28 protein-coding genes are annotated in these 25,559 nt (G+C 68.9%); 14 read left to right on the top strand and 14 right to left on the bottom strand.

Annotated elements, in window-relative coordinates:
- Positions 1–2 precede the first annotated feature (2 nt).
- Positions 3–620: a c-type cytochrome gene (locus AC3WQY_RS17520; RefSeq protein ID WP_492709824.1), complete on the top strand. Its 618-nt coding sequence runs from the start codon at positions 3–5 to the stop codon at positions 618–620.
- A 3-nt stretch (positions 621–623) separates the two neighbouring features.
- Here the strand turns inward: AC3WQY_RS17520 and AC3WQY_RS17515 are convergent, their stop codons facing one another.
- Complete coding sequence (locus tag AC3WQY_RS17515; protein WP_492709823.1) at positions 624–1,916, bottom strand: NAD(P)/FAD-dependent oxidoreductase; 1,293 nt, start codon at positions 1,914–1,916, stop codon at positions 624–626.
- A gap of 10 nt (positions 1,917–1,926) precedes the next feature.
- Positions 1,927–2,253 (bottom strand): c-type cytochrome, encoded by a 327-nt coding sequence (locus AC3WQY_RS17510; RefSeq protein WP_285232136.1) that lies wholly within the window; start codon positions 2,251–2,253, stop codon positions 1,927–1,929.
- 129 nt (positions 2,254–2,382) lie between these two features.
- Here AC3WQY_RS17510 and AC3WQY_RS17505 point away from each other — a divergent pair, with 129 nt between their 5' ends.
- Both AC3WQY_RS17505 and AC3WQY_RS17500 read left to right on the top strand, forming a co-directional pair.
- Positions 2,383–3,324 carry an MBL fold metallo-hydrolase gene (locus AC3WQY_RS17505; RefSeq protein ID WP_492709822.1) on the top strand — a complete coding sequence of 314 codons (942 nt, stop codon included), beginning with the start codon at positions 2,383–2,385 and terminating at the stop codon, positions 3,322–3,324.
- On the top strand, positions 3,321–3,797 hold the full coding sequence (locus tag AC3WQY_RS17500) for a TlpA disulfide reductase family protein (protein WP_492709821.1): 477 nt from the start codon (positions 3,321–3,323) through the stop codon (positions 3,795–3,797). Before AC3WQY_RS17505 ends, AC3WQY_RS17500 begins: the two co-directional genes overlap by 4 nt.
- A gap of 4 nt (positions 3,798–3,801) precedes the next feature.
- Here the strand turns inward: AC3WQY_RS17500 and AC3WQY_RS17495 are convergent, their stop codons facing one another.
- Positions 3,802–4,164: a carboxymuconolactone decarboxylase family protein gene (locus tag AC3WQY_RS17495; protein WP_285232138.1), complete on the bottom strand. Its 363-nt coding sequence runs from the start codon at positions 4,162–4,164 to the stop codon at positions 3,802–3,804.
- 138 nt (positions 4,165–4,302) lie between these two features.
- Here AC3WQY_RS17495 and AC3WQY_RS17490 point away from each other — a divergent pair, with 138 nt between their 5' ends.
- The 3 genes from AC3WQY_RS17490 (at position 4,303) to AC3WQY_RS17480 (ending at position 5,442) form a co-directional block, all read left to right on the top strand.
- A complete protein-coding gene (locus tag AC3WQY_RS17490) occupies positions 4,303–4,620 on the top strand; it encodes a c-type cytochrome (protein ID WP_492709820.1) in 318 nt (105 codons plus the stop codon).
- A 44-nt stretch (positions 4,621–4,664) separates the two neighbouring features.
- The gene (locus AC3WQY_RS17485; RefSeq protein WP_492709819.1) at positions 4,665–5,009 is read left to right on the top strand and encodes a hypothetical protein; all 345 of its coding nucleotides are present in this window, start codon (positions 4,665–4,667) and stop codon (positions 5,007–5,009) included.
- Positions 5,010–5,085: 76 nt separating this feature from the next.
- Positions 5,086–5,442: an ArsR/SmtB family transcription factor gene (locus AC3WQY_RS17480; protein ID WP_285232141.1), complete on the top strand. Its 357-nt coding sequence runs from the start codon at positions 5,086–5,088 to the stop codon at positions 5,440–5,442.
- Positions 5,443–5,454: 12 nt separating this feature from the next.
- Here the strand turns inward: AC3WQY_RS17480 and AC3WQY_RS17475 are convergent, their stop codons facing one another.
- The 5 genes from AC3WQY_RS17475 to AC3WQY_RS17455 are packed head-to-tail and all read right to left on the bottom strand — an operon-like array spanning position 5,455 to position 11,278.
- Positions 5,455–6,159, bottom strand: coding sequence for a Crp/Fnr family transcriptional regulator (locus tag AC3WQY_RS17475; protein ID WP_492709818.1), 705 nt, complete (start codon positions 6,157–6,159; stop codon positions 5,455–5,457).
- 60 nt (positions 6,160–6,219) lie between these two features.
- Positions 6,220–6,666: an OsmC family protein gene (locus AC3WQY_RS17470; RefSeq protein WP_492709817.1), complete on the bottom strand. Its 447-nt coding sequence runs from the start codon at positions 6,664–6,666 to the stop codon at positions 6,220–6,222.
- Between the two features lie 29 nt (positions 6,667–6,695).
- Positions 6,696–6,905 carry a YgaP family membrane protein gene (locus tag AC3WQY_RS17465; RefSeq protein ID WP_285232144.1) on the bottom strand — a complete coding sequence of 70 codons (210 nt, stop codon included), beginning with the start codon at positions 6,903–6,905 and terminating at the stop codon, positions 6,696–6,698.
- Positions 6,906–6,943: 38 nt separating this feature from the next.
- Positions 6,944–10,189, bottom strand: coding sequence for an efflux RND transporter permease subunit (locus tag AC3WQY_RS17460; RefSeq protein WP_492709816.1), 3,246 nt, complete (start codon positions 10,187–10,189; stop codon positions 6,944–6,946).
- Between the two features lie 9 nt (positions 10,190–10,198).
- A complete protein-coding gene (locus AC3WQY_RS17455; RefSeq protein ID WP_492709815.1) occupies positions 10,199–11,278 on the bottom strand; it encodes an efflux RND transporter periplasmic adaptor subunit in 1,080 nt (359 codons plus the stop codon).
- Between the two features lie 155 nt (positions 11,279–11,433).
- On the opposite strand from AC3WQY_RS17455, the gene AC3WQY_RS17450 reads away from it, so the two are divergent.
- Both AC3WQY_RS17450 and AC3WQY_RS17445 read left to right on the top strand, forming a co-directional pair.
- The gene (locus tag AC3WQY_RS17450; protein ID WP_285235642.1) at positions 11,434–11,799 is read left to right on the top strand and encodes an ArsR/SmtB family transcription factor; all 366 of its coding nucleotides are present in this window, start codon (positions 11,434–11,436) and stop codon (positions 11,797–11,799) included.
- Positions 11,796–12,119, top strand: a complete 324-nt coding sequence (locus tag AC3WQY_RS17445; RefSeq protein ID WP_492709814.1) for a rhodanese-like domain-containing protein — start codon at positions 11,796–11,798, stop codon at positions 12,117–12,119. The genes AC3WQY_RS17450 and AC3WQY_RS17445 overlap by 4 nt, the downstream gene beginning before the upstream one ends.
- 5 nt (positions 12,120–12,124) lie before the next feature.
- Here the strand turns inward: AC3WQY_RS17445 and AC3WQY_RS17440 are convergent, their stop codons facing one another.
- From AC3WQY_RS17440 to AC3WQY_RS17420, 5 genes are all read right to left on the bottom strand, one after another.
- Entirely contained in the window at positions 12,125–12,700 is a 576-nt protein-coding gene (locus tag AC3WQY_RS17440) for a DUF4337 domain-containing protein (protein WP_492709813.1), read from the bottom strand.
- Positions 12,701–12,717: 17 nt separating this feature from the next.
- The gene (locus tag AC3WQY_RS17435) at positions 12,718–13,218 is read right to left on the bottom strand and encodes a dihydrofolate reductase (RefSeq protein WP_492709812.1); all 501 of its coding nucleotides are present in this window, start codon (positions 13,216–13,218) and stop codon (positions 12,718–12,720) included.
- Positions 13,219–13,288: 70 nt separating this feature from the next.
- Positions 13,289–14,134, bottom strand: a complete 846-nt coding sequence (locus AC3WQY_RS17430; protein WP_492709811.1) for a thymidylate synthase — start codon at positions 14,132–14,134, stop codon at positions 13,289–13,291.
- Positions 14,135–14,169: 35 nt separating this feature from the next.
- Entirely contained in the window at positions 14,170–14,382 is a 213-nt protein-coding gene (locus tag AC3WQY_RS17425) for a hypothetical protein (protein ID WP_285232151.1), read from the bottom strand.
- A 163-nt stretch (positions 14,383–14,545) separates the two neighbouring features.
- Positions 14,546–16,366: an ABC transporter transmembrane domain-containing protein gene (locus tag AC3WQY_RS17420; RefSeq protein ID WP_492709810.1), complete on the bottom strand. Its 1,821-nt coding sequence runs from the start codon at positions 16,364–16,366 to the stop codon at positions 14,546–14,548.
- Between the two features lie 104 nt (positions 16,367–16,470).
- Here AC3WQY_RS17420 and AC3WQY_RS17415 point away from each other — a divergent pair, with 104 nt between their 5' ends.
- The 4 genes from AC3WQY_RS17415 to AC3WQY_RS17400 are packed head-to-tail and all read left to right on the top strand — an operon-like array spanning position 16,471 to position 21,187.
- Entirely contained in the window at positions 16,471–16,974 is a 504-nt protein-coding gene (locus AC3WQY_RS17415; RefSeq protein ID WP_492709809.1) for a MarR family winged helix-turn-helix transcriptional regulator, read from the top strand.
- Positions 16,971–18,374 (top strand): efflux transporter outer membrane subunit, encoded by a 1,404-nt coding sequence (locus tag AC3WQY_RS17410; RefSeq protein ID WP_492709808.1) that lies wholly within the window; start codon positions 16,971–16,973, stop codon positions 18,372–18,374. Before AC3WQY_RS17415 ends, AC3WQY_RS17410 begins: the two co-directional genes overlap by 4 nt.
- A gap of 9 nt (positions 18,375–18,383) precedes the next feature.
- Positions 18,384–19,616, top strand: a complete 1,233-nt coding sequence (locus AC3WQY_RS17405) for an HlyD family secretion protein (RefSeq protein WP_492709807.1) — start codon at positions 18,384–18,386, stop codon at positions 19,614–19,616.
- Positions 19,617–19,618: 2 nt separating this feature from the next.
- Positions 19,619–21,187, top strand: coding sequence for a DHA2 family efflux MFS transporter permease subunit (locus AC3WQY_RS17400; protein WP_492709806.1), 1,569 nt, complete (start codon positions 19,619–19,621; stop codon positions 21,185–21,187).
- A gap of 371 nt (positions 21,188–21,558) precedes the next feature.
- Here AC3WQY_RS17400 and AC3WQY_RS17395 read toward each other — a convergent pair whose 3' ends face one another.
- Complete coding sequence (locus AC3WQY_RS17395) at positions 21,559–23,649, bottom strand: acetyl-CoA hydrolase/transferase C-terminal domain-containing protein (RefSeq protein ID WP_492709805.1); 2,091 nt, start codon at positions 23,647–23,649, stop codon at positions 21,559–21,561.
- A 172-nt stretch (positions 23,650–23,821) separates the two neighbouring features.
- On the opposite strand from AC3WQY_RS17395, the gene AC3WQY_RS17390 reads away from it, so the two are divergent.
- The gene (locus AC3WQY_RS17390; RefSeq protein ID WP_492709804.1) at positions 23,822–24,661 is read left to right on the top strand and encodes a GGDEF domain-containing protein; all 840 of its coding nucleotides are present in this window, start codon (positions 23,822–23,824) and stop codon (positions 24,659–24,661) included.
- A gap of 12 nt (positions 24,662–24,673) precedes the next feature.
- Entirely contained in the window at positions 24,674–25,555 is an 882-nt protein-coding gene (locus AC3WQY_RS17385) for a delta(1)-pyrroline-2-carboxylate reductase family protein (protein ID WP_492709803.1), read from the top strand.
- Positions 25,556–25,559 lie beyond the last annotated feature (4 nt).

The raw sequence follows: 25,559 nt of genomic DNA, 5'->3' as shown, positions 1-25,559 counted from the left end.
TCATGCGCTACACCCAACTCCGTCGTTCAGCGGCCGCCGGCTGGCTGATCCTCATGCTCGCTGCGGGCGCCCAGGCCCAGGATGCACAGCTCGCCCGTGCCGAGGAGATCGTGCAGGGCAAATGCTTCATCTGCCATGGCGTCGATGGCGAGAGTTCCAGCCCGGTGTTTCCGCGCCTGGCCGGCCAGCATGGTGCTTATGTGGCGCGCCAGCTGGCCGACTACCAGGCCGGCAAGCGCAAGAGCAGCACCATGCAGGCGATGGTGGAAGACCTGAATGCCGAGGACTTCGCCGCACTGGGCCGCTACTTCGAGTCGCGCAAGCCGGTGGCCCATGCGGTGGACGACAGCGAACTGGCCCAGGTGGGGCGCTTTGTCTTCATGCGCGGCAATCCCTATAGCGGCGTGGCCGCCTGCGCCGGCTGCCATGGCCCCAAGGGCCATGGCACGCCGCAGCTGCCGCGCCTGGCCGGCCAGCATGCGCAGTACACCGAGAACCAGCTGCGCCTGTTCAACAAGCGCGAGCGCAGCAACGACAACGCGGTGATGCACGCCATCGCCAGCAAGCTCAACGAGCTGGAGCTGAAGGCCGTGTCGGCCTACATCAGTGGTTTGAACTGAGGCTTAGCCAAGCATGTCGGCCCAGATGTTCTCCGCCCAGGAGAGGGCATAACGCCCCTCGACCTGGTTGGCCGCGGCGGACACGCCGCCCGAGCCGGGCACCGGCTTGAAGGCCTTCTCGGCGGCGTCGTACTGGTGCACCGAGGCCACATGCACCACGTCGCGCGCGGTGACGAAGCTGTAGCAGGTGTTCATCAGCACCGGCGTGGCATTGACGGCCTCGCCCTTGAGCAGCTGGATGATGGCCGCGGCCGCCAGCTTGGCCTGCTGGTTGGCCATATGGCCGGACTTGGGCATGCCCGGGCCGGGGAAGACGGCGTCGCCCAGCACATGCACGCCGGGCAGGGCGGTGGACTCCATGCTCAGCCAGTGCACGCCGGCCCAGCGCTGATTGATGTTCACCACGCCGGCCTGCAGCGCCAGATCGGCGGCACGCTGCGGCGGAATCACGTTCAGCACATCGGCCTTGACGTCCTCGAACTCCAGGCGTGCCAGCTTGCCAGCATTGGCGACCTCCTTCAGCTCGGCATTGGGGCGGTACTCGAGGATGCCCTCGTAATGCTGCTTGAAGGCCTTCTCGAACAGCGCCTTCTTGGACTGGATCTCGGGGTTGGCATCCAGCACCAGCAGCTTGGACTTGGGCTTGGCCGTCTTCAGGTAGCTGGCGATCATGCAGGCTCGCTCATAGGGGCCGGGCGGGCAGCGGTAGGGCGCCTTGGGAATGCTCATCGCCACCACGACGCCGTCGGCCATGTCGGTCAGCTGCTTGCGCAGCGCCACCGTCTGCGGGCCGGCCTTCCAGCTGTGCAGCACCTGGCCGCTGGCCAGCGCGGCCTGCAGGCCGCCGATCTGATCGCTCATGAAATCGATGCCCGGCGAGAGCACCAGGCGGTCGTAGGCCAGCGCACTGCCGTCGGCCAGGCGCACCGACTTGGCCACCGGATCGATCGCCACCACCTCGCCCTGCACCAGCTTCACGCCCAGCGCCTTGAGGCCCTCGTAGCCGCGCGTGATGTCGCTCATCTGCTTGTGGCCGCCCAGCACCAGGTTGGAGATCGGGCAGGAGACGAAGCTGGCCTGGCGCTCCACCAGGGTCACGTCCACGTTGCCGCCCCACAGGCGCAGATAGCGCGCCGCGGTGGCGCCGCCAAAGCCGCCGCCCACCACCACCACCCGGCCGATCGACGGCCCCGTGCCCATGCTTGCGCAGCCCGTCAGGCCCATGCCCGCCAGCGCCAGGCCGCCCAGCAGCAGCTGGCGACGTTGCAGTTCGGATTGTTGATGCGCTTTTGTCATGCGGTGCTCCTCAGGGCTTGGCCGGCAGCGCGGCGAAATGCTTCACGACCAGCTTGAGCTGCTCCTCGCTATAGCCCTTGGCGATCTGGTGCATGATGGTGGCCGGCTGGGCACCGCTGCGGAAGTCGGCCAGCAGCTTGAGCAGCTCGTCCTCCTTGCGGCCGGCGAGCGTCTTCATCTCGCCCTTGGCCACGCCGGCCGTGCCATGGCAGTTGGCGCAGGTGGCCGCGAGGTTGCGCGCCAGATGAGGGTCGGCCTTGGGATCCTGTGCCCAGCTCGCGCCGGCCAGCAAGGCCAGGCTCAGCGGCCACGCGCCGCGTACTCTCGTCCCTGTCATGAGCATCTCCTGAGTTGGCGGGCCTGCGCTTGTGGGCCCGGCTGCCAGCATCCGCACAAGCCGCGCCCCGGCCCATCGGGACTAACCATGATGGTCGACAGGCGGCGGAGCGCGCTGTAATATCAGCGCATGCGAATAAACAGTTTGATTGCCCGCTTGTGCATGCTGGTGGCCACCCTGGGCGCGAGCTTGAGCCAGGCCCAGGCCGTGCACGCCGTGCAGGTGGCGCCGCAGACCTGGATGGTGCAGGGCGAATCGGCACTGGGCTCCACCGCCAATCGCAATTTCATCTCCAACGCCGCCTTCGTCGTCACGCCCGAGGGCGTGCTGGTGGTGGATGCGCTGGGCTCACCGGCGCTGGCGCAGGAGCTGATCCAGGAAATCCGCAAGATCACGCCGGCACCGATCCGCTATGTGGTGATGACGCATTACCACGCCGACCATATCTACGGCCTGCCAGCCCTCAAGGCTGCCGGCGCGCAGGTGATCGCACAGCAGGACGGGCAGATCTACCTGCATTCCGACACCGCCGCCCTGCGCCTCAAGGCCAGCCGCGAGGAGCTGTTCCCCTGGATCGACGAAAAGACCGCGCTGGTGCCCGCGGACCGCTGGATCGCCGGCGCACTGACGTTGCGGATGGGCGGTCTGGACTTCCAGATCCAGCCGGTAGGCCCGGCCCACACGCCCGAGGACCTGGTGGTCTATGTGCCGCAGCTCAAGCTGCTGCTGGCCGGCGACATCGTGTTCCGCGGCCGCGTGCCCTTTGTGGGCCAGGCCGACAGCGGGCGCTGGATCGGCGCACTGGACAAGCTGCTGGCCTTCGACACCCAGGTGATTGTGCCCGGCCATGGCCAGGTGTCGAGCACCGCGCGCGAGGATTTGCAGATGACGCGCGACTATCTGGCCTTTCTGCGCCAGCGCATGGGTGAGGCGGCACGCAATATGGAACCCTTCGAGGAAGCCTATGCGCGCACCGACTGGTCGCGCTTCGCCAAGCTGCCGCTGTTTGCCGCCGCCAACCGCATCAATGCCTACAACACCTATCTGCTGATGGAGCAGGAGGGGCGATGAGGCGGCGCGCCTGCCTGTTCAGCCTGCTGGCGCTTGCAGCTCCAGCGGCCCTGGCCCTGCCGGCGACGCGCGGCGAGCCGGTGTCCTGGCCCGAGGTGCGTCTGTTGGACGGCCAGGCCTGGCAGGGCGCCCAGGGGCGCGCCGTGGTGCTGGTGTTCTGGTCACCCGATTGCGGTTTCTGCGAGCGCCACAACGTCCATTTGGAGAAGCTCTGGCGCGCCGCGCAGGGCCAGGCGCTGACGGTGCTGGGCGTGGTGCGATCGAGCGACGCGGCCGCCGTGGCACGCCATGCGGCCGCACGCGGCTGGAGTTTTCCCAACACGCTGGATGCCGAGGCACTGGCCGCGGTGCTGAGCCGCCGCCGCTCGGTGCCGCTGACGGCGGTGGTGGACCGCCAGGGCCGGCTCGTCGAGGTCGTGCCGGGCGAGATGTTCGAGGCCGATGTGCTGGCCTATCTGCGTCTGGCGCAGTAGCGCCTTATTGGCCCGGCGTGGCGCCCGGCCCGCCGAACTCCTCGAAGGCCTGCAAAGCCTGGGCCGCGTACATCAGCGAAGGCCCACCGCCCATATAGATGCACATGCCCAGCATGTCCTCGAATTCGGCGCGGCTGCAGCCCAGCTTGACCAGCGCCTCGGCATGAAAGCCGACACAGGGGTCGCAGCGCGAGGCCACCGACAGCGCCATGGCGATCAACTCCTTGGTCTTCTTGTCCAGCGTGCCGTCGCGCGTGGCCGCCTGCGCCAGCGCCGAGAAGCCGCGGGTGGTGTCGGGGATGTCGGCACGCAGCTTGGCCAGCGAAGCGGAAACCTCGGCAGTGATGGCGCGGTAGGACTTGCTCATGCGATGGTCTTTAAAATAAGCGAATGCGCATATATTCGCCGGCGACCGGCCCGGCCGCCTTGAGCCAAGGCAAAGTCTGGTGCGCAGATGAAATATCATCGTGCGCGGATAAATGGCAACAATTGAACTGGAGACACGATGACGAGCAAACCCTACGCCCTGACGCTCAGCCTGGTGGCCCTGCTGGCCAGCCCCTTGGCACATGCCAATCTGGCGCTGGCCCAGAAGAATTCATGCATGGCCTGCCATGCGGTGGACAAGAAGCTGGTGGGCCCGGCCTATGCCGAGGTGGCGAAGAAATATGCCGGCCAGGCCGACGCCGTCGACAAGCTCAGCGCCAGCATCAAGGCTGGCGGCTCGGGTAAATGGGGCCCGGTGCCGATGCCGGCCCAGGCCGCGCTCAGCGATGCCGACGCCAAGACGCTGGCGGCCTGGGTGCTTGGCGGCGCCAAGTAAGCGCAATACCATGGTCGCCCAGCCGCGATGACCGGGAGCAGGCCATGAAGATCGCCAAATTTGCCATGCTGGCGGCCGCCTTGTGCGCCGCCGGCCCGCTGGCCTGGCATGCCAGCGCTCAATCCAGCGACGACGCCAGCATCTTCAAGGATGCCGATCTGGCCCTGGGTCAGAAGCTGATCCAGGAGCATCACTGCGCCGAATGCCATGCGCGCAAGTTCGGCGGTGATGGCTCGGCGGTCTATCGGCCGCTGGAGCGTGTCAAGACCGCCGGGGCCTTGCGCGGCATGGTCGAACAATGCAATACCGAGCTCAATCTGGGCATGTTTCCCGAGGAAGTGAGCGCGGTGGCGGCGGTGCTCAACAAGCAGCATTACAGGTTCAAGTGAGCCGCCCCTAGCTTCGCGCCACGCTTATATCCGTTCTTGCGAATACAATCGGCGCGTGCCACTCTCTGAAGCCGCCATGGAAGACCGTCCGCCCGAAGACAAGGTTTTCGAATCTGTCGCCGAACTGTTCTCGCTCTTGTCCACGCCGATCCGGCTGAAGATCATCAGCGCGGTCTGCCATGGCGAGAAGAATGTGTCGGAGCTGCTGGAAGCGATCGAGACCACGCAGCCCAATATGTCGCAGCATCTCTCCACGCTCTACCGCAGTGGCGTGCTGTCCAAGCGCCGCGAGGGCACGCAGATCTACTACCGGCTGCAGAGCGAGCGCGTCGCCGCGCTGTGCCGCGCCGTCTGCACCCAGGTGGCGATCGAACTCGATCCGGCCGCCGAGATCGAGGTGAAGGAACGGCTGATGCCGGCAGCGGCGCGCTGAACCAGGGGAAACTCAGCCCCGCTCGTCGCTGCGCAGGCTCGCCTGCAGCACCGCCAGATCCAGACGCGCGCGCTGCGGCTCGACCTGCAGCAGCACCCCCTGGCGCCGAAGCGCGCTGATGGCGCGGCTGGCCGTCTCCATGCTCATATTGAGCATCGCACCGATATCGCCACGCGTGGGCAGCCAGATCCAGGGTTGCTGCTCATCGCCCTGGGCGTATTGGCTCAGCTTGTGCACCAGGCGCAGCACGCGGCGTTGCGCCCGACCCATCGACAGCTCTGCCAACCATTCCTCCGCTTGCGCAAGTGCATGCTGCCAGCGCTGCATCAGTGCGGTCGCCAGACCGACATGCGACTGGCTCAACTCGGCCACCAGGCCGCGCGGAATGCGGCAGACCTCCAGCGGCGTGCTGGCCAGTGCGGTACTGCCATAGGGCTGCTTGAGCAGCGCCTCCAGGCCGATCAGATCGCCGCGCCCGGCCAGCCTCACCACCCGGCGTTCGCCGCTGGCGTTGACGCGCTCCAGCCGCACCACGCCCGAGCGCACGGTGAAGAGCGCCTCGGCTTGCTGACCGATGTCGTACAGGGCCTGACCGGGCTCCAGCTGCTGTGCGGCGATGTGCACATGGATGCAGTCCAGCGCCTGCTCCGACAGCGTGCCGAACAACGCCAGGCGCCGCAGCTCGCAGCGCGCGCAGGCCTGCGCCTGCGGATGCACGGGCCCTTGCCGATGGAGTGGGACGACGGCGGCGTGCATGTCGGGCTCAGCGGGCGCGCTTCATTTCAGGCGCTGCGCGTCGGCGTCCCAGACCTGCACCTCGACCGGGAAGCCCTGGCCGACGCTCTGCGTGACGGTGCAGAAGCTCTCGAACTGCGCCAGCACGCGGTCCAGATGCTGCAGCTGCGCGGCGGGCACGCCCAGGTGCAGCTGCGCCTGCATGGCCAGCACGCGCAAGCGCCCCTCGGCATTGCGGCCGACCTCGGCGCTGACGCGGCAGCTCAGCGGCTCGGGCGCCTGCTTGTACTTGCGCAGCGCAAACAGCAGCGAATCGCTGAGGCAGTTGGCCACCGCGCTGCACAGCAGCTGCACCGGCGAGGGGCCCAGGCCGCTGCCCATCGGCGGCGGCTCGTCGCACAGCAGCTCGGGCAGGGTGCCGCCAAAGCTGGCCTTGAAGCAGTAGTCCTGCTGTTGCCGGAGTTCGATGCTGATCAGTTCGTTGTCCATGCTGGCTTCCTGGTGTGGCGCGGACGATCTTAGTCGCCGCGCTTGAGGCCCAGCTTGGCGAAGATGCTTTCCATCAGGCACCAGCGCGTGAAGCCGCTTTGCAGCAGGTTCACGCCCACGAAGGCGGTGAAGGCCAGCCACCAGGCCGAAACAAACAGCGGGCTGCCCGGGATGCCCAGGGCCAGCGACAGCAGGATGAAGCTGCCGGCGACGATGCGAACGACTTGCCAAGTGCTCATGGTGTACTCCTAGAGTGGTTGTGAGATAGGGAACGGGATCAGGCGGGCAACAGCAAGTGCAGGCGCTTGCGGTAGGCCATGTAGTAAAGGGTCGGGATCACCACCAGGGTCAGGATGGTGGAGACGAAGATGCCGAAGATCAGCGAGATCGCGAGGCCGTTGAAGATCGGATCGTCGAGGATGAAGAAGGCCCCCATCATGGCGGCCAGCCCGGTCAGCATGATGGGCTGGGCGCGCGTGATGGCCGAGCTGACGATGGCGCGCTCAAACACCATGCCCTCACGCAGCTGCAGATTGATGAAGTCCACCAGCAGGATGGAGTTGCGCACGATGATGCCGGCCAGCGCGATCATGCCGATCATGCTGGTGGCGGTGTATTGCGCGCCCAGCAGGGCATGGCCGGGCATCACACCGATGATGGTGAGCGGGATCGGCGCCATGATGATGAGCGGCGTCAGGTAGGAGCCGAACTGCGCCACCACCAGCAGATAGATCAACACCAGGCCCACCGCATAGGCCGCGCCCATGTCGCGGAAGGTCTCGTAGGTGATCTGCCATTCGCCGTCCCATTTGATCGCGTAGCCGCGGTAGGCATCGGCCGGCTGGCTGATGAAATGCTCGGCCAGCGCTGCGCCGTCGGGGGCCTTGATCTTGGCGAGCTCGCTGCGCATGCCGAACATGCCGTAGAGCGGGCTGTCGATCTTGCCGGCCATGTCGGCCACCACCATGTTCAGCGGCAGCAGGTCCTTGTGATAGACGGGCTGCTCGCGCAGCGTATCGCTCACCGTCACCAGCTCGCGGATCGGCACCAGCTTGCCGCTGCTCGCGCGCACCGAGAGCGAGAGCAGGGCGTTCAGGTCGCCCTGCGATTCGGGCGCCAGCTGCAGCATGGCCGCGGCCGGGTACTTGCTCTGGTCGTGCAGATAGCTCACCGCCTCGCCGGCCTGGGCCGTGCGCAGGGTGCTGACGATGGCCTGCTGCGGCACGCCCAGCAGCGCGGCCTTGCGGCGGTCCACCAGCAGCAGCTTGCGCGGCGCCGCGGCGATGCTGCTGTCGTCCACGTCGACCAGGCCGGCCTGCTTGTCGAACAGGGCGCGCACCGCCTTGGCCACCTGCTGGCGGCCCTCGGCCTCGGGGCCGTAGATCTCGGCCACGATGGGCGAGAGCACCGGCGGGCCGGGCGGCACCTCCACCACCTTGACGTTGGCGCCGAAGCGCTGGCCGATCGCCTGCAGCGCCGGGCGCACGCGCGTGGCGATGGCATGGCTCTGCTCATGGCGGGCATGCTTGTCCACCAGATTCACCTGGATGTCGCCCTGCTCGCTGCCGGCGCGCAGATAGTACTGGCGCACCAGGCCGTTGAAATTGATGGGCGCGGCGGTGCCGGCATAGGCCTGGTAGTCGGTCACCTCGGGCACGCTGGCCAGGTGCGCGCCGAGTTCGTGCAACACCGCCGCGGTCTGCTCCAGCGGCGTGCCGGCCGGCATGTCCACCACCACCTGGAACTCGGACTTGTTGTCGAAGGGCAGCATCTTCAAGAGCACCAGACCGACCGCCGGCAAGGCCAGCGAAACGACGATCAGGCCAGCGATGCCAAGGCCCAGCCAGCTGCGGTTGCGGCCGCCGCGCTGGCTATCCAGCAGCGGCGCGAAAAAAACGCGCTCGAACAGCGGCGCCAGCTTGGCGGAGAGGCCATGCAGGGCATGCGGGTCGGCATGTGCATCGGCGGGCAGGGCCTTCATCCAGATGCGTGCCAGCCAGGGCGTGACGACGAAGGCGATCGCCAGCGACAAGAGCATGCCCATGCTGGCATTGATGGGGATGGGGCTCATGTACGGGCCCATCAGGCCCGAGACGAAGGCCATCGGCAGCAGCGCGGCGATCACCGTCAGCGTGGCCAGGATGGTGGGGCCGCCCACCTCGTCCACCGCGCCGGGGATCAGCTCCCTGAGGCTGCGGCCGGGGAAGAGCTGCTGGTGGCGGTGGATGTTCTCCACCACCACGATGGCATCGTCCACCAGGATGCCGATCGAGAAGATCAGCGCGAACAGCGAGACGCGGTTCAGCGTGAAGCCCCAGGCCCAGGAGGCGAACAGGGTGACGGTGAGCGTCAGGATCACCGCGGTACCGACGATGGCGGCCTCGCGCCGGCCCAGCGCGATGAAGACCAGGGCCACCACCGAGGCGGTGGCGAACATGAGCTTCTGGATCAGCTTGCCGGCCTTGTCATTCGCGGTAGCGCCGTAGTTGCGCGTCTCCGCCACCGACACCTCGGCCGGGATCACGGTGTTGCGCAGACCCTCGACGCGCTGCATCACCGCATTCGCCACATCGATGGCGTTCTCGCCCGCCTTCTTGGTGATGGCGATGGTGACGGCCGGGTACTCCTGGCCCTTGCCATCCACCTTCTCGCCATGCCAGACATAACGGCTGGGCGTGAGCGGACCGTCTTCCACCGTGGCCACGTCGCGCAGGAACACCGGCTTGCCGGACTGCACGCCGACGATCAATTCGGCCACATCGCGGGCGTCGGTCAGGAAGGGTCCGGCCTCCAGCGCAATCGCCTGGTTGTTCTGCAACAGATCGCCCAGCGGCAGGCCCAGATTGGCCGACTGCAAGGCCTGGCGCAGCTCGGCCACCGTCAGGCCACTGCCGTTCAGGCGCGCCGGGTCGATCTGCACGCGCAGCGCGCGGCCCGGGCCGCCGATGGTCGTGACCTCGCGCGTGCCGGGCACGCGCTTGAGTTCGATCTCCATGCTGTGCGCCACGCGCTCGAGGTCGAAGGCGCCGGTCTGGGCCTGCTTGGCGTACAGGGTCAGCGTCACGATGGGCACATCGTCAATGCCCTTGGGCTTGATGATGGGGGGCAGCACGCCCAGGTTCTGCGGCAGCCAGTCGGCATTCGCGGCCACGGTGTCGTGCAGGCGCACCAGCGCCTCGGTGCGTGGCACGCCCACCTTGAACTGCACCGTCAGCACCGCCAGCCCGGGGCGCGACACCGACATCACATGCTCGATGCCGGCAATCTGCGCCAGCACCTGTTCGGCCGGCGTGGCCACCATCTGCTCCACGTCCCTGGCACTCGCGCCAGGGAAGGGGATCAGCACATTGGCCATGGTGACGTTGATCTGCGGCTCCTCCTCGCGCGGCGTCACCAGCACCGCGAAGATGCCCAGCAACAGCGCCACCAGGGCCAGCAAGGGGGTGATTTGGGCCGACTGGAAGAAGGCGGCGATGCGCCCGGAGGCGCCCAGGCGGTTCGGCGTGGCGTGCGATGCATTCATGGCCAGTCCTCAGCGGATGCGCGCGGCGGCTTGCGGGTCCAGCGCGATCTTCTCGCCCACGCTCAGGCCGCTCAGCACCTCGACCTGCTCACCTCGCACGGCGCCCAGCCGGACCTGGCGCAGCAGTGGCTTGCCCTGGCCGTCCAGCACGTAAAGGCCGCTCAGCTCGGCGCGCCTCACCACCGCCGTGCGCGGCACCGCGGGCGAGGCCGCGGCCGCGACCACGCTGCCCGGCAACCAGACGCGCGCGAACATGCCGGGCACGGCACCCGTCAGCTTGGGCGCAAGATCCAGGCGCAGCTGCAGGGTGTGCGAACTGGCGTCGACGATGGGCAGTTGCTGCACGCGCGTGGGAGCTAACATGCCGCCGGCCAGCCCGGGGATTTCCACCATCGGCGCGCTGCCGGCGGCCAGGCCGGCGGCGATGCTTTGCGGCACATTCGCAGTGACGCGCAGCGCGCTGGGGTCGTACACCGTCACCAGCGGACGCCCCGGCATGGCCATGTCGCCCAGGGTCACGGGCAGCTCGGCCACCACGCCGTCGTAGGGGCTGCGCACGGTGTTGAAACCGCTCTGCGTGCGTGCCACGGCCAGCTGGGCCAGCTGCGCATTCACCTGGGCCTGGGTGGCCTTGTATTGGGCCTCGGCCTGGTCCAGCGCGGCCTGGCTGATGTAGTGCTGCTTGTGCAGCAGCTGCTGGCGCTCGAACTCGCGGCTGGCCAGTTGCAGCGAGGCGCGCGCCGCCTGGGCCTGGGCCTCGCTGGCATTGGCCGCCTGTTCGGCGGCGCGGGCATCGATGCGCATCAGCACCTGGCCGGCCTTGACTCGGTCGCCCGCCTTCACGTCCAGTTGCACGATCGCGCCCGCCACCTGGGCGGCCACCACGGTCTGGCGCAGGGCTTCCACCACGCCGTCCAGGCTCTGCGCCTGGCGGCCGCTGGCGGCGGCCACCGTCAGGCTGCGCAGCGCCGGCGCCGCAGGCGCTGCGTCTGCGGCCGCAGCGCCGATGCTCAGGCTGGCCAGGCTGGCCAGCAACAGCCAGCGCCTGGGGCGCTGCAGGGGCGAGGGACGGGAGGCGTTGGTCTTCATGGCGCGGCTTCTTTCCTGCTCAGCCGGATGGCTGGACAATCAAATATCGTTAACGTATTATTTAACCATTCACGCAAATAGTCAAATAGACATTGCAGCAAGCCCACCAGGTGACAGCCATGCCCTCAGACGCAGATGACGCCGCGCAATCCGCCATGAAGACCTTGCCCGCGGCCGCGCTCGAGCAGGTGGCGGGCTATTTCCAGGCGCTCTCGGAGCCGACGCGCTTGCAGATCCTGAACCTGCTGCGTCAGCAGGAGCGCAAGGTGGGCGAGATTGCCGAGCTGTGCGGCTCCACCGCGGCCAATGTGTCGCGGCATCTCAGCATGCTGCAGCAACATGGGCTGGTGCTGCGCGAAAGCCGCGGCACCAGTGCCTATTACCGCATTGCCGACGCCACCGTCTACGAACTCTGCGACCTGGTCTGCGGCCAGATCGCCCGACAATCGGCACGCCTCATCGACGAGCGCGCCGCCTTCTTTCCACCCAGCAAGCCGACTGCCGGCAAGACATCGCCATGAACCACGCCCTTCTGCAACTCGACCCTCTCGCCGCCCTGCAGGCCCTGCAAGCCGGTGGCTGCTGGCTGGTGGACGTGCGCGAAGCCCATGAGGTGGCGCGCGCCGCCTACGACCATGCGCAGGTCATCCGCCTGCCGCTGAGCGAGCTGGAGCGCCGCCATGCCGAGCTGCCGCGCGATGCCGATCTCATCATGGCCTGCGCCGCCGGTGGCCGCAGCCTGCAGGCCATGCAATACCTGCTGCACCACGGCCACACGCGGGTGCGCAATCTGAGTGGGGGCATGGGCGCCTGGCGCGCCCATGGTCTGCCGGTGCGCTGAGCTTCCTAGAAGTGGAACCAGGCCGCCACGCCCACCAGCACGCCCAGCACGCCCACGCCGATGGTGGCGGCCTCCATCCAGCGCTTCTTGGTGAGCAGGGCGATCGCGGCCAGCGCGATCGAGATCTGCAGCGCCGTGGTGGCCTGGGCCCAGCGGTGGTGCTGGTGCATCTGCTCGGCGCTCATGTGGTCGAACTCGGCGGATTCCTTCTCCAGCGCCTCGGCCTTGTCCTTGATCTCGGCCTTTTCCTTCTTGTAGCGCTCGATCTCCTCGAGGTACTTGCTGCGCTTGTCGTCCGTCACCAGCACCGCCGCCAGCTCGGCCAGGTTCTGCTTGCTGCTCTTGGCCTGGTAGTAGTTCCACTGGTTGGAGGCCTCGGTCTTCTTGATCGCGGCATCGTTCTTGTACAGGCCGGCGTTGGCCTGGGTCGCGCCCCCCATATAGGAGAACATCGCACCGACGGTGGCGAGGATGGCGGTGATCACCGCCAGCTGGCCGGCCAGGCCCTTGGGCTCGTGCTGGGCCGCATGCTCCAGCTCATGGTCATGCGGGCCGTGGACGTGAAAACCGTGTCCGGACATGGGTGAATCTCCTTGAATTACTTGCTGCGGCGCTGGTAGCGCACAAAGGCATAGGGCCAGCCCTGGGCGGACTGCTGCGGTTGGCGCGCGACCTCGGCGAAGTCCTCGGCACGCCAGCTGGGGAAGAAGACATCGGCGCCCTCGAAGCTGGCGTCGATCTCGGTCAGTTCAAGGGCGTCGGCCCGCGGCAGGGCGAGGGCATAGATCTCGGCCCCGCCGATCACGAAGACCTGGGGCTCGCCGGCGCAGGCGGCCAGCGCCGCCTCCAGGCCGGCGCACACCTCGGCGCCTTCCAGCATCAGACCCGCCTGGCGTGACAGCACGATGTTGCGGCGCCCGACCAGGGGGCGGAACTTGGCCGGGATCGAATCCCAGGTCTTGCGCCCCATGATGACGGTGTGGCCCAGGGTCAGGGCCTTGAAGTGCGCCATGTCCTCGGGCAGGCGGCACAGCAGCTCGTTGCCGCGACCGATGGCGCTGCCGCGCGCCACGGCAGCGATCAGGGTGATGCCGCTCATGTTCGCACCCCAGGCGCTGCGCGCCGCCCCGCCGAGCGGGGATTCGCCCCTTCGGGCGGCCGTGCGTGGCTCATACCGCCACCGGCGCCTTGATGGCCGGGTGGTGCTTGTAGTCCAGCACCTCGAAGTCCTCGAACTCATAGTCGAAGATGCTGGCCGGCCTGCGCTTGATGTTGAGCGTGGGGTAGGGGAAGGGCGCGCGCGCCAGCTGGGTCTGCACCTGCTCGGCATGGTTGCTGTAGATATGGCAATCGCCGCCGGTCCAGATGAAGTCGCCCACCTCGAGATCGCATTGCTGGGCCAGCATATGGGTCAGCAGGGCGTAGCTGGCGATGTTGAAGGGCACGCCCAGAAAGATGTCGGCGCTGCGCTGGTAGAGCTGGCAGGACAGACGCCCCCGAGCCGTGGGCGAGTCCGGTGGCGCCACATAGAACTGGAAGAACGCATGGCAGGGCATCAGCGCCATCTGGTCGAGCTCGGCCACGTTCCAGGCGCTCACGATGATGCGGCGCGAATCGGGGTTGTGCTTGAGCTGCTTCACCACCTCGGCGATCTGGTCGACGTGGCTTCCGTCGGCCTTGGGCCAGCTGCGCCACTGCACGCCGTAGACCGGGCCCAGCGAGCCGTCGGGCCGGGCCCATTCATCCCAGATGCTGCAGCCGCGTTCCTGCAGCCACTGCACATTCGAGTCGCCGCGCAGAAACCACAGCAGCTCGAGGATGATGGACTTGAGGTGCACCTTCTTGGTGGTGACGAGCGGAAAGCCCTCGCGCAGGTCGAAGCGCATCTGGTGGCCGAACACACTCCTCGTGCCGGTGCCGGTGCGGTCGCCCTTGTGCACGCCATGCTCGGCCACATGGCGCATGAAGTCTTCGTACTGGCTGCGCACCGGGCGCGAATGGGATGCTTCGGTCATGGGGGCGGATTCTAGTTACCTCCGCCGGTCCCCTCTCAGACCTGCTCCGGCTTTTCGAAGTCCTGGACCAGCGCACCCCATTCGGATGCGCTCATGTCGATTTCGACGATCTCGGGGCGGCGCGGTTCAATGCCGCGCCGGCGCTCGCCCTTGACCAGCGCGGGTTGATCCTTGACGCGCCGGTCCGCTCCCGTCCGGCGCTCGCGGCGGCCGCCCTGTTCCGCGTCCGCGCCTGCACTCTTTGCCATACATCGCTCCCTTCGACCGGGGCAAACAAAACCCATCGGTCCCGACCAGCGCGGCTGGTCGCCATGGCGCTACTGTAGCCAAGGCGCGAGCCCATGCCCGCGGCCCGGCCCGCCGCCGCGTGAGGGATTTCCGCTCTTTGCGGCCCGCTGCCGCGCCGGCCTGCTAGGCCTCGAACTGCAGCGCCGCCAGGCGCGCGTACAGCCCGCCGCGCGCCACCAGCTCGGCATGCGAGCCCTGCTCGACGATGCGGCCCTGATCCATCACGACGATGCGATCGGCACGCTGGATGGTGGCCAGGCGGTGCGCGATCACCAGCGTGCTGCGGTCGCGCATGGCGGCCTCCAGCGCCGCCTGCACCACGCGCTCGCTCTCGGCGTCGAGCGCGCTGGTGGCCTCGTCCAGCAGCAGCAGGGGCGGGTTCTTGAGGATGGCACGCGCGATGCTGATGCGCTGGCGCTGCCCGCCCGAGAGCCGCACGCCGCGCTCGCCCAGAAAGGTCTGGTAGCCCTCGGGCAGCTTCATGATGAAGTCGTGCGCGAAGGCGGCCTTGGCCGCGGCCATCACCTCGGCATCGCTGGCCTCGGGCCGACCGTAGCGGATGTTCTCCAGCGCGTTGTTGGAGAAGATCACGCTGTCCTGCGGCACCAGGCCGATGCGCTGGCGCAGTTCCTTGAGCGCCAGCTGCGGCAGGGCCTGGCCATCCAGGCGGATCTCGCCGGCCTGGGCGTCATAGAAGCGCAGCAGCAGCTGGAACACCGTGCTCTTGCCGGCGCCGCTGGGGCCCACCAGGGCCACCGTCTCGCCGGCCTTCAGCTCCAGATCGAAATCCGCCAGCGCTGCGTGGTCGGGGCGCGAGGGGTAGTGGAACTGCACGCCGCGCAGGCTCAGGCTGGAGCCACCCTGGGCGGCGGCCAGGGCCTGGGGGCGGGCCGGGTCCAGCACCGGCGAGCGGCTGGAGAGCAGCTCCATCAGGCGCTCGGTGGCGCCGGCGGCGCGCAGTACATCGCCCCAGACCTCGGCCAGCACCGCCACGCTGCCCACCAGCAGGGTCACGTAGACGACGGTCTGGCCCAGATGCCCCGGCGTGATGCGGCCGGCCAGCACCGCCTGCGTGCCCTGGTAGAGGCCCCACAGCAGCGCGCCGAAGGTGGCGCTGATGATGAAGGCCACCATGCCCGAGCGCACCTTGGTGCGCTTGCGCGCGGTGTCGAAGGCGGCCTCGCTGGCGGCGCTGAAGCGGCCGGCCTCGGCGCCCTCCTGGGTGTAGCTCTGCACCACGGTGACGGCGTTCAGCACCTCGGCGGCGATCGCGCTGGTGTCGGCCACGCGGTCCTGGCTGGCGCGTGAGAGGCGCCGCACGCGCCGGCCGAAATACAGCGCCGGCAGCACCACCAGCACCAGGATGCCCAGCACCTGGGTCATCACATAGGGGTTGGTGACCACCAGCATGATGAGGGCGCCCACGCCCATCACGATATTGCGCAGACCCATCGAGAGGCTGGAGCCCACCACCGTCTGCACCACCGTGGTGTCGGTGGTGAGGCGGCTCAGCACCTCGCCGGTCTGGGTGGTCTCGAAGAACTCGGGGCTCTGCTTCAGCACATGGCGGTAGACCGCATTGCGCAGGTCGGCGGTGACGCGCTCACCCAGCCAGGTCACCATGTAGAAGCGCGAGGCCGAGAACACCCCCAGCGCCACGCCCACGCCGAACAGCGCCAGGAAATGCTCGCGCAGCGCCATCACGCGCGCCCCCGGGTCGGCGGCCACGATGCCCTGGTCGATCAGCACCTTCAGCGCCAGCGGCAGGGCCAGCGTGCTGAGCGCGGCCAGCAGCAGGAACAACACCGCCAGCGCGATGCGGGCGCGGTAGGGGCGCAGAAAGGGCAGCAGGCCCGAGAGCGCCTTGGGGCTGCCCTTGGGGCGTTCCTGCGGCTTGCTGGCGGCGAGTGGCGGGGCGGTGGTGGCAGTGGCGGTCGAGCTCATCGGCGCAGTGTAGGGGCCCGCCCATGACGCTCGCTGCCGCGACAACCCCAGCTTGCGCAGGGATATATGCTTGGGCAATAATTGCCTAGGCAATCAATCAAGCCATGAGCAAATCCAGCAGCAAACCCGTCAACTTCTACAGCGCCGACACCTACCGGGTGGACGAAAGCCTGGGCTGGCTGGTCAAGCACCTGATGCAGTCCATCGTCTACCAGGCCGACCGGCGGCTGGACCCGCATGACCTGACCCATGCGCAATGGGGCCCGCTGCTGCGCCTGCGCTTCATGGGCCGCAGCTCCAGCGCGGCGCTCGGCCGCGAGCTCGACATGGACGCCGGCGCACTGACGCGCCTGCTGGACCGGCTCGAGGCCAAGCGCCTGATCCAACGCGAGCGCTCCAGCGAGGACAGGCGCGTCGTCATCGTCTCGCTGAGCGAGGAGGGCGCAAGGCTCACCGCCAAGGTGCCGGCCATCCTGTCCGAGGTTTTCAACGCCCATCTGGTCGGCTTCAGCCACGAGGAATGGCGCACCCTGATCCAACTGCTGCAACGCGCGGTCGCCACCGGCGACGCCCTGCGTGCGGCCTCCAAGGAAGAGAAAGAGGCATGAAGAGCCCATACAAGACGCTGCGGCTGGCGCCGCTGCTGGCCAGCCTGGTGCTGGCCGCCTGCGCCCCGATTCCCAAGCTGCCCACGCCCGCCGCGGCGCTGCAGGGCGAACAGCTGGGCCTGGCGCCCCAGGAGCAGGCCAGCCTGAGCAGCGCATGGTGGCAGGGCTATGGCGATGCCCGGCTGAATGCCCTGGTGGAGAAGGCCCTGGCCGACGCCCCCAGCCTGGCGCTGGCGCGTGCGCGCATCGCGCGCGCCAGCGCCGGCATCGAGGCCGCCGAGGCGGCCGACAAACCCGCCACCGGCCTGGGACTGGACATGCAGCGTCAGCTCTATACCGAGACCGGGCTCTATCCGCCGCCGATCGCCGGCAGCGTGCGCAACACCGCCACCCTGCAGGCCGGCATCAGCTATGACTGGGACTTCTTCGGCCGCCACCAGGCCGCCCTGCAGGCCGCGCTGGGCCAGCGCCGTGCCGCCCAGGCCGATGCCGCCGCGGCGCGCCTGACGCTGGCCGCCCAGGTGACGCGCAGCTACCTGGCGCTGGCCCGCGTGCTGGCACAGCGCCAGCTGCTGGCCGAACAACAGGCCCTGCGCGCCGCCAGCCTGCAACTGGTGCGCGAGCGCGCCGCCGCCGGCCTGGACACCCAGCTGGAGCTGCGCGGCGCCGAGGCGCCGGTGGCCGAGCTGCAGCGCCAAGGTCTGGCGCTGGACGAGCAGTCTCAGGCCCTGCGCCACCAGCTGGCGGCGCTGACGGTGCAGCCGGCCCAGGCACTCGCCGAGCTGCGCCCGGCACTGCCGACGGCCCAGGCCTGGGCGCAGGAGCCCGGCATCGACCTGCTGGGCCGCCGGCCCGATCTGCAGGCGGCGCGCTGGCGGGTGGAAGCCGCCACCCAGGACGTGACGGTGGCGCGCAGCCAGTTCTATCCCAATGTGACGCTGACGGCCTTTGCCGGCTTCAGCGCCATCGGCTTCGACCGGCTGCTGGAATCGCGCAGCCTCCAGGCCGGCTTCGGCCCCTCGCTGCGCCTGCCGATCTTCGACACCGGCCGCCTGCGGGCGCAGCTGAAGGGCTCGGCCGCCGAGCAGGATGCCGCGGTGGCGGCCTACAACGCCGCGCTGCTGGAAGCGGTGCGCGACGCCAGCGACCAGCTCAACACCATGAAGTCCCTGCAGGCCCAGGCACAGACCCAGGCCACGCTGGTGGCGAATGCCGAGCAGCAGCTGAAGCTTGCCGAACAGCGTCAGCAGGCTGGCCTGGGCAATCGCCTGCCGGTGCTGGCCGCTCAACAGGCTCTGCTGGCGCAGCAGCGCCAGGCCCTGGACCTGAGCGGCCTGGGCTTGGACGCCCAAGTCAATCTGATGCGCGCCCTGGGCGGCGGCACCACCGAATCAAACTGAGAACCGACCATGAGCAACAACGACAACAGCACCCCTAGCAACGGCAAGCGCAAGCGCGGCCTGACCCTGGTCGCCAGCGCCGTGCTGCTGGGCTTCGCCGGCTACAGCGTCTACCAGTGGCTGGTGGCGAGCCGCTACGAGAAGACCGACAACGCCTATGTGCAGGCCAATGTGGTGCAGATCACGCCCCTGGTGGGCGGCACCGTGCGCGCCATTCATGTGGACGACACCGATTTCGTCAAGGCCGGCCAGCCCCTGGTGAGCCTGGACCCGGCCGATGCCAGCGTGGCGCTGGAGCAGGCCCAGGCGGCGCTGGCGCAGACGGTGCGCGAGGTGCGCACCCTGTACGCCAACAACAGCGCTCTGCAGGCGCAGCTGCAGGGCCGCGAGTCCGAGGTGGCGCGCGCGCAAAGCGAGCTGACCCGCCTGCAGGCCGATGTGCAGCGCCGCGCGCCCCTGCTGGCCAGCGGTGCGATCGGCAAGGAAGAGCTGGAGCATGCGCAGGCCCAGGTGACGTCGGCGCGCAGCGCCCTGGCTACCGCCCAGGCCGGGCTGCAGAGCGCGCGCGAGCAGCTCGCTTCCAACCAGAGCCTCACCGAAGGCACCAGCGTGGCGGAACATCCCAATGTGCAGCGCGCCGCGGCGCGCCTGCGCGAGACCTACCTGGCCTTTAAGCGCAGCGAGCTGCCGTCGCCGGTGAGCGGCTGGGTGGCCCGGCGCAGCGTGCAGCTGGGCCAGCGCGTGGCCGCCGGCGCACCGCTGATGGCGGTGGTTGGCCTGCAGGAGGCCTGGGTCGATGCCAACTTCAAGGAAGGCCAGCTGGCGCGCCTGCGCATCGGTCAGCCCGTCACCCTGGTGGCCGACCAGTACGGCGACAAGGTCGAGTTCCACGGCACGGTGGCCGGCCTGGGCGCCGGCACCGGCGCGGCCTTTGCGCTGCTGCCGGCGCAGAACGCCACCGGCAACTGGATCAAGGTGGTGCAGCGCGTGCCGGTGCGCATCGCGCTGGACGCCAAGGAGCTGGCCGAGCATCCGCTGCGCGTGGGCCTGTCGATGAATGTGGCGGTGGACGTGCGTGATCAGGCCGGCAAGTCGGTGGCCGACGTGCCGCGCAGCGCGCCGCTGGCCGCCACCAAGGTGTTTGACGCGCAGGACCAGGCCGCCGAAGCCGAGGTGGCGCGCATCATCAAGGCCAATCTGGGCCACGCCGCCGCCAAGTCCGGCAAGCCCGCCAAGGCCTGAGCATGAGCAGCAGCTCCCCCGCCGCGGCCGCGCCCGCGCCCCTGCATGGCTCGGCCCTGGTGCTGGGCACGCTGGCGCTCTCGCTGGCGACCTTCATGAATGTGCTGGACTCGTCCATCGCCAATGTCTCGCTGCCGGCGATCTCGGGCGATCTGGGCGTGAGCCCGGTGCAGGGCACCTGGGTCATTACCAGCTTCGGCGTGGCCAATGCGATCTCGGTGCCGCTGACCGGCTGGCTGACGCAGCGCTTCGGCGCGGTGCGGCTCTTCACCATGAGCGTGCTGCTCTTCGTGGTGGCCTCCTGGCTGTGCGGCTTCGCCCATTCGCTGGAGATGCTGGTGGCCTGCCGCGTGCTGCAGGGCCTGGTGGCCGGCCCGATGATCCCGCTCTCGCAGACCCTGCTGCTGGCCAGCTACCCGCGCGAGAAGGCCGGCACGGCGCTGGCGCTGTGGGGGGTGACGACCCTGGTGGCGCCGGTGGTGGGGCCGCTCTTAGGCGGCTGGATCACCGACAACGTCTCGTGGCCCTGGATCTTCTACATCAATGTGCCGGTGGGCCTGCTGGCCGCCGGCCTGACCTGGAGCATCTACCGCGAGCGCGAGACCGCGGTGAAGAAGCTGCCCATCGACGGCGTGGGCCTGGCCCTGCTGGTGATCTGGGTGGGTGCGCTGCAGATCATGCTGGACAAGGGCAAGGAGCTGGACTGGTTCGCCAGCGGCGAGATCCAGATACTGGCGCTGACGGCGGTGGTGGGCTTTGCCTTCTTCCTGGTCTGGGAGCTCACCGATGAGCATCCGGTGGTGGACCTGCGCCTGTTCGCGCGCCGCAACTTCCTGTTCGGCGCCGCCACGCTCTCGGTGGCCTACGGCCTGTTCTTCGGCAATGTTGTGCTGCTGCCGCTATGGCTGCAGCAATGGATGGCCTACACCGCCACCGACGCGGGCATGGCGCTGGCGCCGGTGGGCCTGCTGGCCATCCTGCTCTCGCCGGTGGTGGGCCGCCATGTGGGCGTGCGCGACCCGCGCTGGATGGCCACCTTCGCCTTCGTGATGTTCGCGGTGGTGCTGAGCATGCGCGCCAACTTCACCACGCAAACGGACTTCGCCACCATCATGATCCCGACCGTGCTGCAGGGCGCGGCGCTGGCCTTCTTCTTCATTCCGCTCACCACGCTGACGCTGGCCGGCATCACGCCCGACCGCATCGCGGCGGCGGCCGGTCTGTCGAACTTCGTGCGCATCACCGCCGGCGCCATGGGCACCTCGATCTCCACCACGCTATGGGAAAACCGCGCGGCCCTGCATCACCAGCATCTGGCCGAGCGCCTGGCGCAGGGCGATCTGGTGGCCGGCGAGTCGATCTCGCGCCTGCAGGCCTTGGGCATGGCGCCGCAGCAGGCCCTTGCCTATATCAACCGGCTGATCGATCAGCAGGCCTTCACTCGCGCCGCCGACGACATCTTCCTGGCCTCCGCCTTCATCTTCCTGCTGCTGATCGGCGGCGTCTGGCTCACCAAGCGTCCGCCACGCCTGGGTGCGGCGGGGCCGGTGGATGCGGGCGGGGCGCATTGATCGATCCAGGCACGGCCGGCAGGTGATGTAGGTCCTGCGACGGTACTGCTTCGAAGAACTCGTGCCACCGGCGCTCGGTCGGAGCGGCACAGGCTGGTGGGCACGAGGCCCCTCTTGCGGTGCCGAGCCGCGCAGCCGAACCGGGTTGCGCATCGCTCCTGGCGATGCGTCGAGCGCGCCTTGTTTGAGCACCGAGCACAGTTGGCCGCCGCAGGCGGACAACGGCCCGCAGGGGTGCGAGGGCGAGTTGCGCGCGAGTCCCGGTTTGGCGAGCAGCGAGGGGAGCCTGAACGCAGTGAAGGCCGCCGCATCTGGGGCCGAGTGCCCGCCAGCCTGGGCCGCCGCGCGGACGGCACCAGCAGCGCCCCTCGTCACAAATTCGCTGCAAACAGCCTGCGAATGAACAGGTCCTTGAAGCTCGATGCCTGGTCCAGCCCCAGCCGCTCCAGGTAGGCGGGCGGCACCGGCCGCTCGCCGGTGAGGCTCTTGAGAATCATCGGCAACAGCTGCAGCGGATGCTGGCTGGCATGCTTGAGCTTCTTGAGCGCGCGCACGATGGTGATCTCGTCCTCGCTGAGATCGGTGCCGAAGGGGAAGTCGGGCAGCACGCCCTCGTTGCGCCAGGGTCGCAGCTTCTCGCGCAGCATCTCGGGCCGGTTATTGCGGTAGCGCTCGGGCAACTGGTAGTCGGCCTCCAGCTTGCCATGCGCCTTGGCCTCGGCGATGAGCTGGTCCTGGAAGCGCGAGTCGGCGATCGCCAGCAGGCGCTTCACGATCTCGCCATCGGTCTGGCCGCGCAGATCGGCCACGCCGTACTCGGTGATGGCGATGTCGCGCAGATGGCGCGGGATGGTGATGTTGCCGTAGCTCCAGACGATCGAGCTGGTGAGGCCATGCTGGTTCTCATGCGTGGCACGCAGCATCAGGATGGAACGCGCATCCGGCAGCGCATGGCCCATCGCGACGAAGTTGTACTGGCCGCCCACGCCCGACACCATCTGGCCCGAGTCCAGCCCGTCCGACGAGGCCGCGCCCAAGAGGGTCAGCTTCATGGTGGTGTTGAAGAGGCGCGCATCGCGGCGCTGGGCGCGCTTGAGGCGCTCGCAGCCCAGCGCATCGCCATAGAGCTGGTTGATGTAGGCGATGCGCGTCATCGAGATGCGCTCGCGCTGCGCCTCGGGCAGCTCGCGCAGGCGCTGATAAAAGTCGCGCGGGCCCAGGAAGAAGCCGCCATGCATGATGGTGGCATGCAGCCAGCGCTCGCCCAGCGCCGCGGCAACGCGGCCGTCGTCCAGCGCCGTGCCCGCCGGCACGCGGCCGGGCTGCAGCGCGCCGAGGCGCTCCAGGTAGGCGATATCTGGCGCCGTTAGCTCTGCACCAATGCGGCCGCGCTCGGCCAGCGCCTGCAGCACCGCCAGGTCGGGGCGCGCGCCCACGCGGCCGGCGTTGGCCAGCTCCTGCAGGTCGGCGTCGTCGTAGACCGCGCGGCGTATCAGCCCGGCGTCGATCAGGCGCATGAAGCCGTTGACGAACATTTCCGAGCAGCCGTAGAGGCCCTGGGCGAAGCCGCCCAGCTCGCGACCCGCCAGCCCCTCGGTGCCGTCGGCGCAGAGCGCGCCGAGGATGCTGCGATAGGCCTCGGGCTGGCGGTCGCGCACGATCAGGCCCTGCGCCACCGCGTCGCCCAGCGAACCGATGCCGATCTGCAGCGTGCCGCCGTCCAACACCAGGCTGGAGGCATGCAGGCCGATGGCGTAGTCGGCCCAGCTGATGGAGGCATTCGGCGGGCCGAACAGCTCATGGTTGGCCGCGGGGCAGCGCAGCAGCAGGTCCACCCGATCGAGCGGCCACAGCGCCGTGCCGGGCATGAAGGGCAGGCGCTCGTTCACCACCGCCACCTTAAGCAGCGGCCGGCCTGCGGCCGCCATGCGCTCGATCAGCTCCTGGGTCACGTCGGGGTTGCAGGACATCGAGAGCTGCAGCCCGCCGGCGCCGTCCTCGCGCAGCGCCACCGCCTGGGCGATCACGTTCACGCCCTGGGCCATCATGTCGCGCGCCACGAAGCTGTAGTTGGTGCAGACGAAACCCTGCTGTGACGCGTCGTTGTTGAGGTAGTCGCCGGTCTTGAAGAAGAACTCGTGCACCTCGATGTTCGGCGGCAGGGTCTGGGCGCGCGCCGCCTTCACATAGTCGAGGTCGGGGTAGTCGCCGAACACGCGCTCCAGCAGGGGCCCCAGGAAATGCTGCTCCAGCTCCGACTTGCCCACCGGCCGTTCCAGCGAGAGCGCGGTGAAGATCTTGAGCCGTCGCGCCGGTGTGGCAGCGATGCGACGATAGAGCGCGTTGACCCAGGGGTTGGGCTTGCCCAGGCCCAGCGGGATCGCCAGCACGATCTCGCCCGGGATGCGTTCCAGCACCGCGTCCACCGCGGCCTCCAACTCGGTCAGCGTCTGCATGTCCATTTCATGTCTCCTGCTTGGTTCTTCTGCCTACTTCTTGTGCCTATGGGCCAGTGTCGGCGCAGTCGGCCCGGCCGGACTTGATTTTGGCCAAGTCAAGCGCGCGCACCGCGCCCCCGGGGCCCATCCCCCATTCCGGGGACGCGCGTCGCCAGCCCGGGCAAGCTGTGCTGCAATGGCTGCGCGGTCCACCCACTTTCCCTTCATGCTGTTCAACGAGATCGACACGCCACGCTGGCTGCCCCTGCTGGGGCAATGGATCCAGCGCCTGGGCCTGCTGCGCACCTGGGCGCTGCTGTGCGCCGGCGCGCTGCTGCTGTGCCTGGGGCTGGCCGGCCTGCTGCTGGCGGGGCCGGCCGGCCACCTCGCCGCCGCCCTGGTGGCCAGCGGCATGGCGGCGGCCTGCGCCGCGCTGTGCGGCTACCTGCTGCTGCGCCTGGTCCAGCATATCGACAGCACGCAACGCGGGGTGTTGCGCCACGCCACCGAAGACCCGCTCACCGGCACGCTGAACCGCCGCTACTTCCTCGAACTGGTGGAGCGCGAATGGTCGCGGGCGCGCCGCTACGACATGTCTTGCGCGCTGCTGCTGATGGATGTGGACCATTTCAAGCGCGTCAACGAACGCTTCGGCCACCGCTGCGGCGACCAGGTGCTGCGCGAGATCGCCGCGGCCAGCGTCGAAACCCTGCGCCACGCCGACGTGCTGGCGCGTTTCGGCGGCGAGGAGTTCATCGTGTTCCTGCCGCACACCGACCCGCTCGGCGCGCTGGACGTGGCCGAGCGCATGCGCGAGCGCGTGGAGGCGCTGCAGCTGGCCTGGAACGGCGCAGAGCTGCGCGTCAGCGTCAGCCTGGGCGTGGCGGCGCTGCATCCCGAGCACCTGACGCTGGATCAGCTGATCCACGACGCCGACGATGCGCTGGCTGTGGCAAAGTCCGCGGGCCGCAATTGCGTGCGCGCTGGCGCCGGGCTGCTGCCCGGCAAGCCCAGCATGATGAACAACAACAACTGACGCCCATTCCCCATGCAGATGCTTGACGCCGCGGCCACCGCGGCCCGCTTGCCCTATGCCCGCCTGATGCCCGCCGTGGCCCAGGCCATGCTGGACCTGCGCGCCGGCCGCATCCATAGCTGCCCGCGCGCCGTGCTGCCGCTGCCCGAGGGCGGCAGCTACCTAGCCATGCCCTGCACCGATGCGCAATATGCAATCAGCAAGCTGGTCTCGGTGACGCCGGCCAACCAGGCCCTGGGCCTGCCTACCATCCAGGGCCTGGTGCTGGCCAGCGATGCCCGCAACGGCAGCCCGCTGGCCCTGCTGCATGGCGGCACGGTGACGGCGCGCCGCACCGCCGCGGTGAGCCTGCTGGGCATCGAACGCCTGCTCGGCCGCGCCCCGCAAGACCTGACCCTGGTGGGCACGGGCGGCCAGGCCTGGTCGCATGCGCTGGCGCTGCTGGAGGTCTGGCCGGGCCTGCGCCTGCGCATCAAGGGGCGCAGCGCGGCGCCCGGCTTCGTGCAGCGGCTGGCCGCACAGGGCCTGACGGCCTGCGTCTGGCAGGAGGGCGACGGCTATGGCGATTGCGCGCTCGCCGCCACCACCTCGCTGAGCGCGGTGCTGCCCGAGGACCTGGCGAGCGAAACCCTGATCGTCGGCATCGGCAGCTTCCGCCCCGACATGGCCGAGCTGCCCGCCACCCAGGTGCGGGCGCGCCAGCTCTTCGTGGACGATCCCGAGGGCGCCCGGCACGAGGCCGGCGACCTGCTGCAGGCCGGTGTGGACTGGTCGCGCGTGCATGGCCTGGCCGAGCTGCTGGCGGGCGAGGTGAGGGCCAATGGGCCCTTGCTCTACAAGACCGTGGGCCAGGCCGCCTGGGACATGGCGGCGGTGCGCTGTGCGCTCGGCTGAGGCG

The organism is Roseateles sp. FW301-B2, from assembly GCF_058788955.1.
This window is presented reverse-complemented; position numbering and strand designations above follow the sequence as displayed.

Excerpts from the sequence above, each read along its gene's own strand:
- AC3WQY_RS17520 (WP_492709824.1), top strand. The coding sequence starts at position 3 with ATGCGCTACACCCAACTCCGTCGTTCAGCGGCCGCCGGCTGGCTGATC.
- AC3WQY_RS17515 (WP_492709823.1), bottom strand. The coding sequence starts at position 1,916 with ATGACAAAAGCGCATCAACAATCCGAACTGCAACGTCGCCAGCTGCTG.
- AC3WQY_RS17510 (WP_285232136.1), bottom strand. The coding sequence starts at position 2,253 with ATGACAGGGACGAGAGTACGCGGCGCGTGGCCGCTGAGCCTGGCCTTG.
- AC3WQY_RS17505 (WP_492709822.1), top strand. The coding sequence starts at position 2,383 with ATGCGAATAAACAGTTTGATTGCCCGCTTGTGCATGCTGGTGGCCACC.
- AC3WQY_RS17500 (WP_492709821.1), top strand. The coding sequence starts at position 3,321 with ATGAGGCGGCGCGCCTGCCTGTTCAGCCTGCTGGCGCTTGCAGCTCCA.
- AC3WQY_RS17495 (WP_285232138.1), bottom strand. The coding sequence starts at position 4,164 with ATGAGCAAGTCCTACCGCGCCATCACTGCCGAGGTTTCCGCTTCGCTG.
- AC3WQY_RS17490 (WP_492709820.1), top strand. The coding sequence starts at position 4,303 with ATGACGAGCAAACCCTACGCCCTGACGCTCAGCCTGGTGGCCCTGCTG.
- AC3WQY_RS17485 (WP_492709819.1), top strand. The coding sequence starts at position 4,665 with ATGAAGATCGCCAAATTTGCCATGCTGGCGGCCGCCTTGTGCGCCGCC.
- AC3WQY_RS17480 (WP_285232141.1), top strand. The coding sequence starts at position 5,086 with ATGGAAGACCGTCCGCCCGAAGACAAGGTTTTCGAATCTGTCGCCGAA.
- AC3WQY_RS17470 (WP_492709817.1), bottom strand. The coding sequence starts at position 6,666 with ATGGACAACGAACTGATCAGCATCGAACTCCGGCAACAGCAGGACTAC.
- AC3WQY_RS17465 (WP_285232144.1), bottom strand. The coding sequence starts at position 6,905 with ATGAGCACTTGGCAAGTCGTTCGCATCGTCGCCGGCAGCTTCATCCTG.
- AC3WQY_RS17460 (WP_492709816.1), bottom strand. The coding sequence starts at position 10,189 with ATGAATGCATCGCACGCCACGCCGAACCGCCTGGGCGCCTCCGGGCGC.
- AC3WQY_RS17455 (WP_492709815.1), bottom strand. The coding sequence starts at position 11,278 with ATGAAGACCAACGCCTCCCGTCCCTCGCCCCTGCAGCGCCCCAGGCGC.
- AC3WQY_RS17450 (WP_285235642.1), top strand. The coding sequence starts at position 11,434 with ATGAAGACCTTGCCCGCGGCCGCGCTCGAGCAGGTGGCGGGCTATTTC.
- AC3WQY_RS17445 (WP_492709814.1), top strand. The coding sequence starts at position 11,796 with ATGAACCACGCCCTTCTGCAACTCGACCCTCTCGCCGCCCTGCAGGCC.
- AC3WQY_RS17440 (WP_492709813.1), bottom strand. The coding sequence starts at position 12,700 with ATGTCCGGACACGGTTTTCACGTCCACGGCCCGCATGACCATGAGCTG.
- AC3WQY_RS17435 (WP_492709812.1), bottom strand. The coding sequence starts at position 13,218 with ATGAGCGGCATCACCCTGATCGCTGCCGTGGCGCGCGGCAGCGCCATC.
- AC3WQY_RS17430 (WP_492709811.1), bottom strand. The coding sequence starts at position 14,134 with ATGACCGAAGCATCCCATTCGCGCCCGGTGCGCAGCCAGTACGAAGAC.
- AC3WQY_RS17425 (WP_285232151.1), bottom strand. The coding sequence starts at position 14,382 with ATGGCAAAGAGTGCAGGCGCGGACGCGGAACAGGGCGGCCGCCGCGAG.
- AC3WQY_RS17420 (WP_492709810.1), bottom strand. The coding sequence starts at position 16,366 with ATGAGCTCGACCGCCACTGCCACCACCGCCCCGCCACTCGCCGCCAGC.
- AC3WQY_RS17415 (WP_492709809.1), top strand. The coding sequence starts at position 16,471 with ATGAGCAAATCCAGCAGCAAACCCGTCAACTTCTACAGCGCCGACACC.
- AC3WQY_RS17410 (WP_492709808.1), top strand. The coding sequence starts at position 16,971 with ATGAAGAGCCCATACAAGACGCTGCGGCTGGCGCCGCTGCTGGCCAGC.
- AC3WQY_RS17405 (WP_492709807.1), top strand. The coding sequence starts at position 18,384 with ATGAGCAACAACGACAACAGCACCCCTAGCAACGGCAAGCGCAAGCGC.
- AC3WQY_RS17400 (WP_492709806.1), top strand. The coding sequence starts at position 19,619 with ATGAGCAGCAGCTCCCCCGCCGCGGCCGCGCCCGCGCCCCTGCATGGC.
- AC3WQY_RS17395 (WP_492709805.1), bottom strand. The coding sequence starts at position 23,649 with ATGGACATGCAGACGCTGACCGAGTTGGAGGCCGCGGTGGACGCGGTG.
- AC3WQY_RS17390 (WP_492709804.1), top strand. The coding sequence starts at position 23,822 with ATGGCTGCGCGGTCCACCCACTTTCCCTTCATGCTGTTCAACGAGATC.
- AC3WQY_RS17385 (WP_492709803.1), top strand. The coding sequence starts at position 24,674 with ATGCAGATGCTTGACGCCGCGGCCACCGCGGCCCGCTTGCCCTATGCC.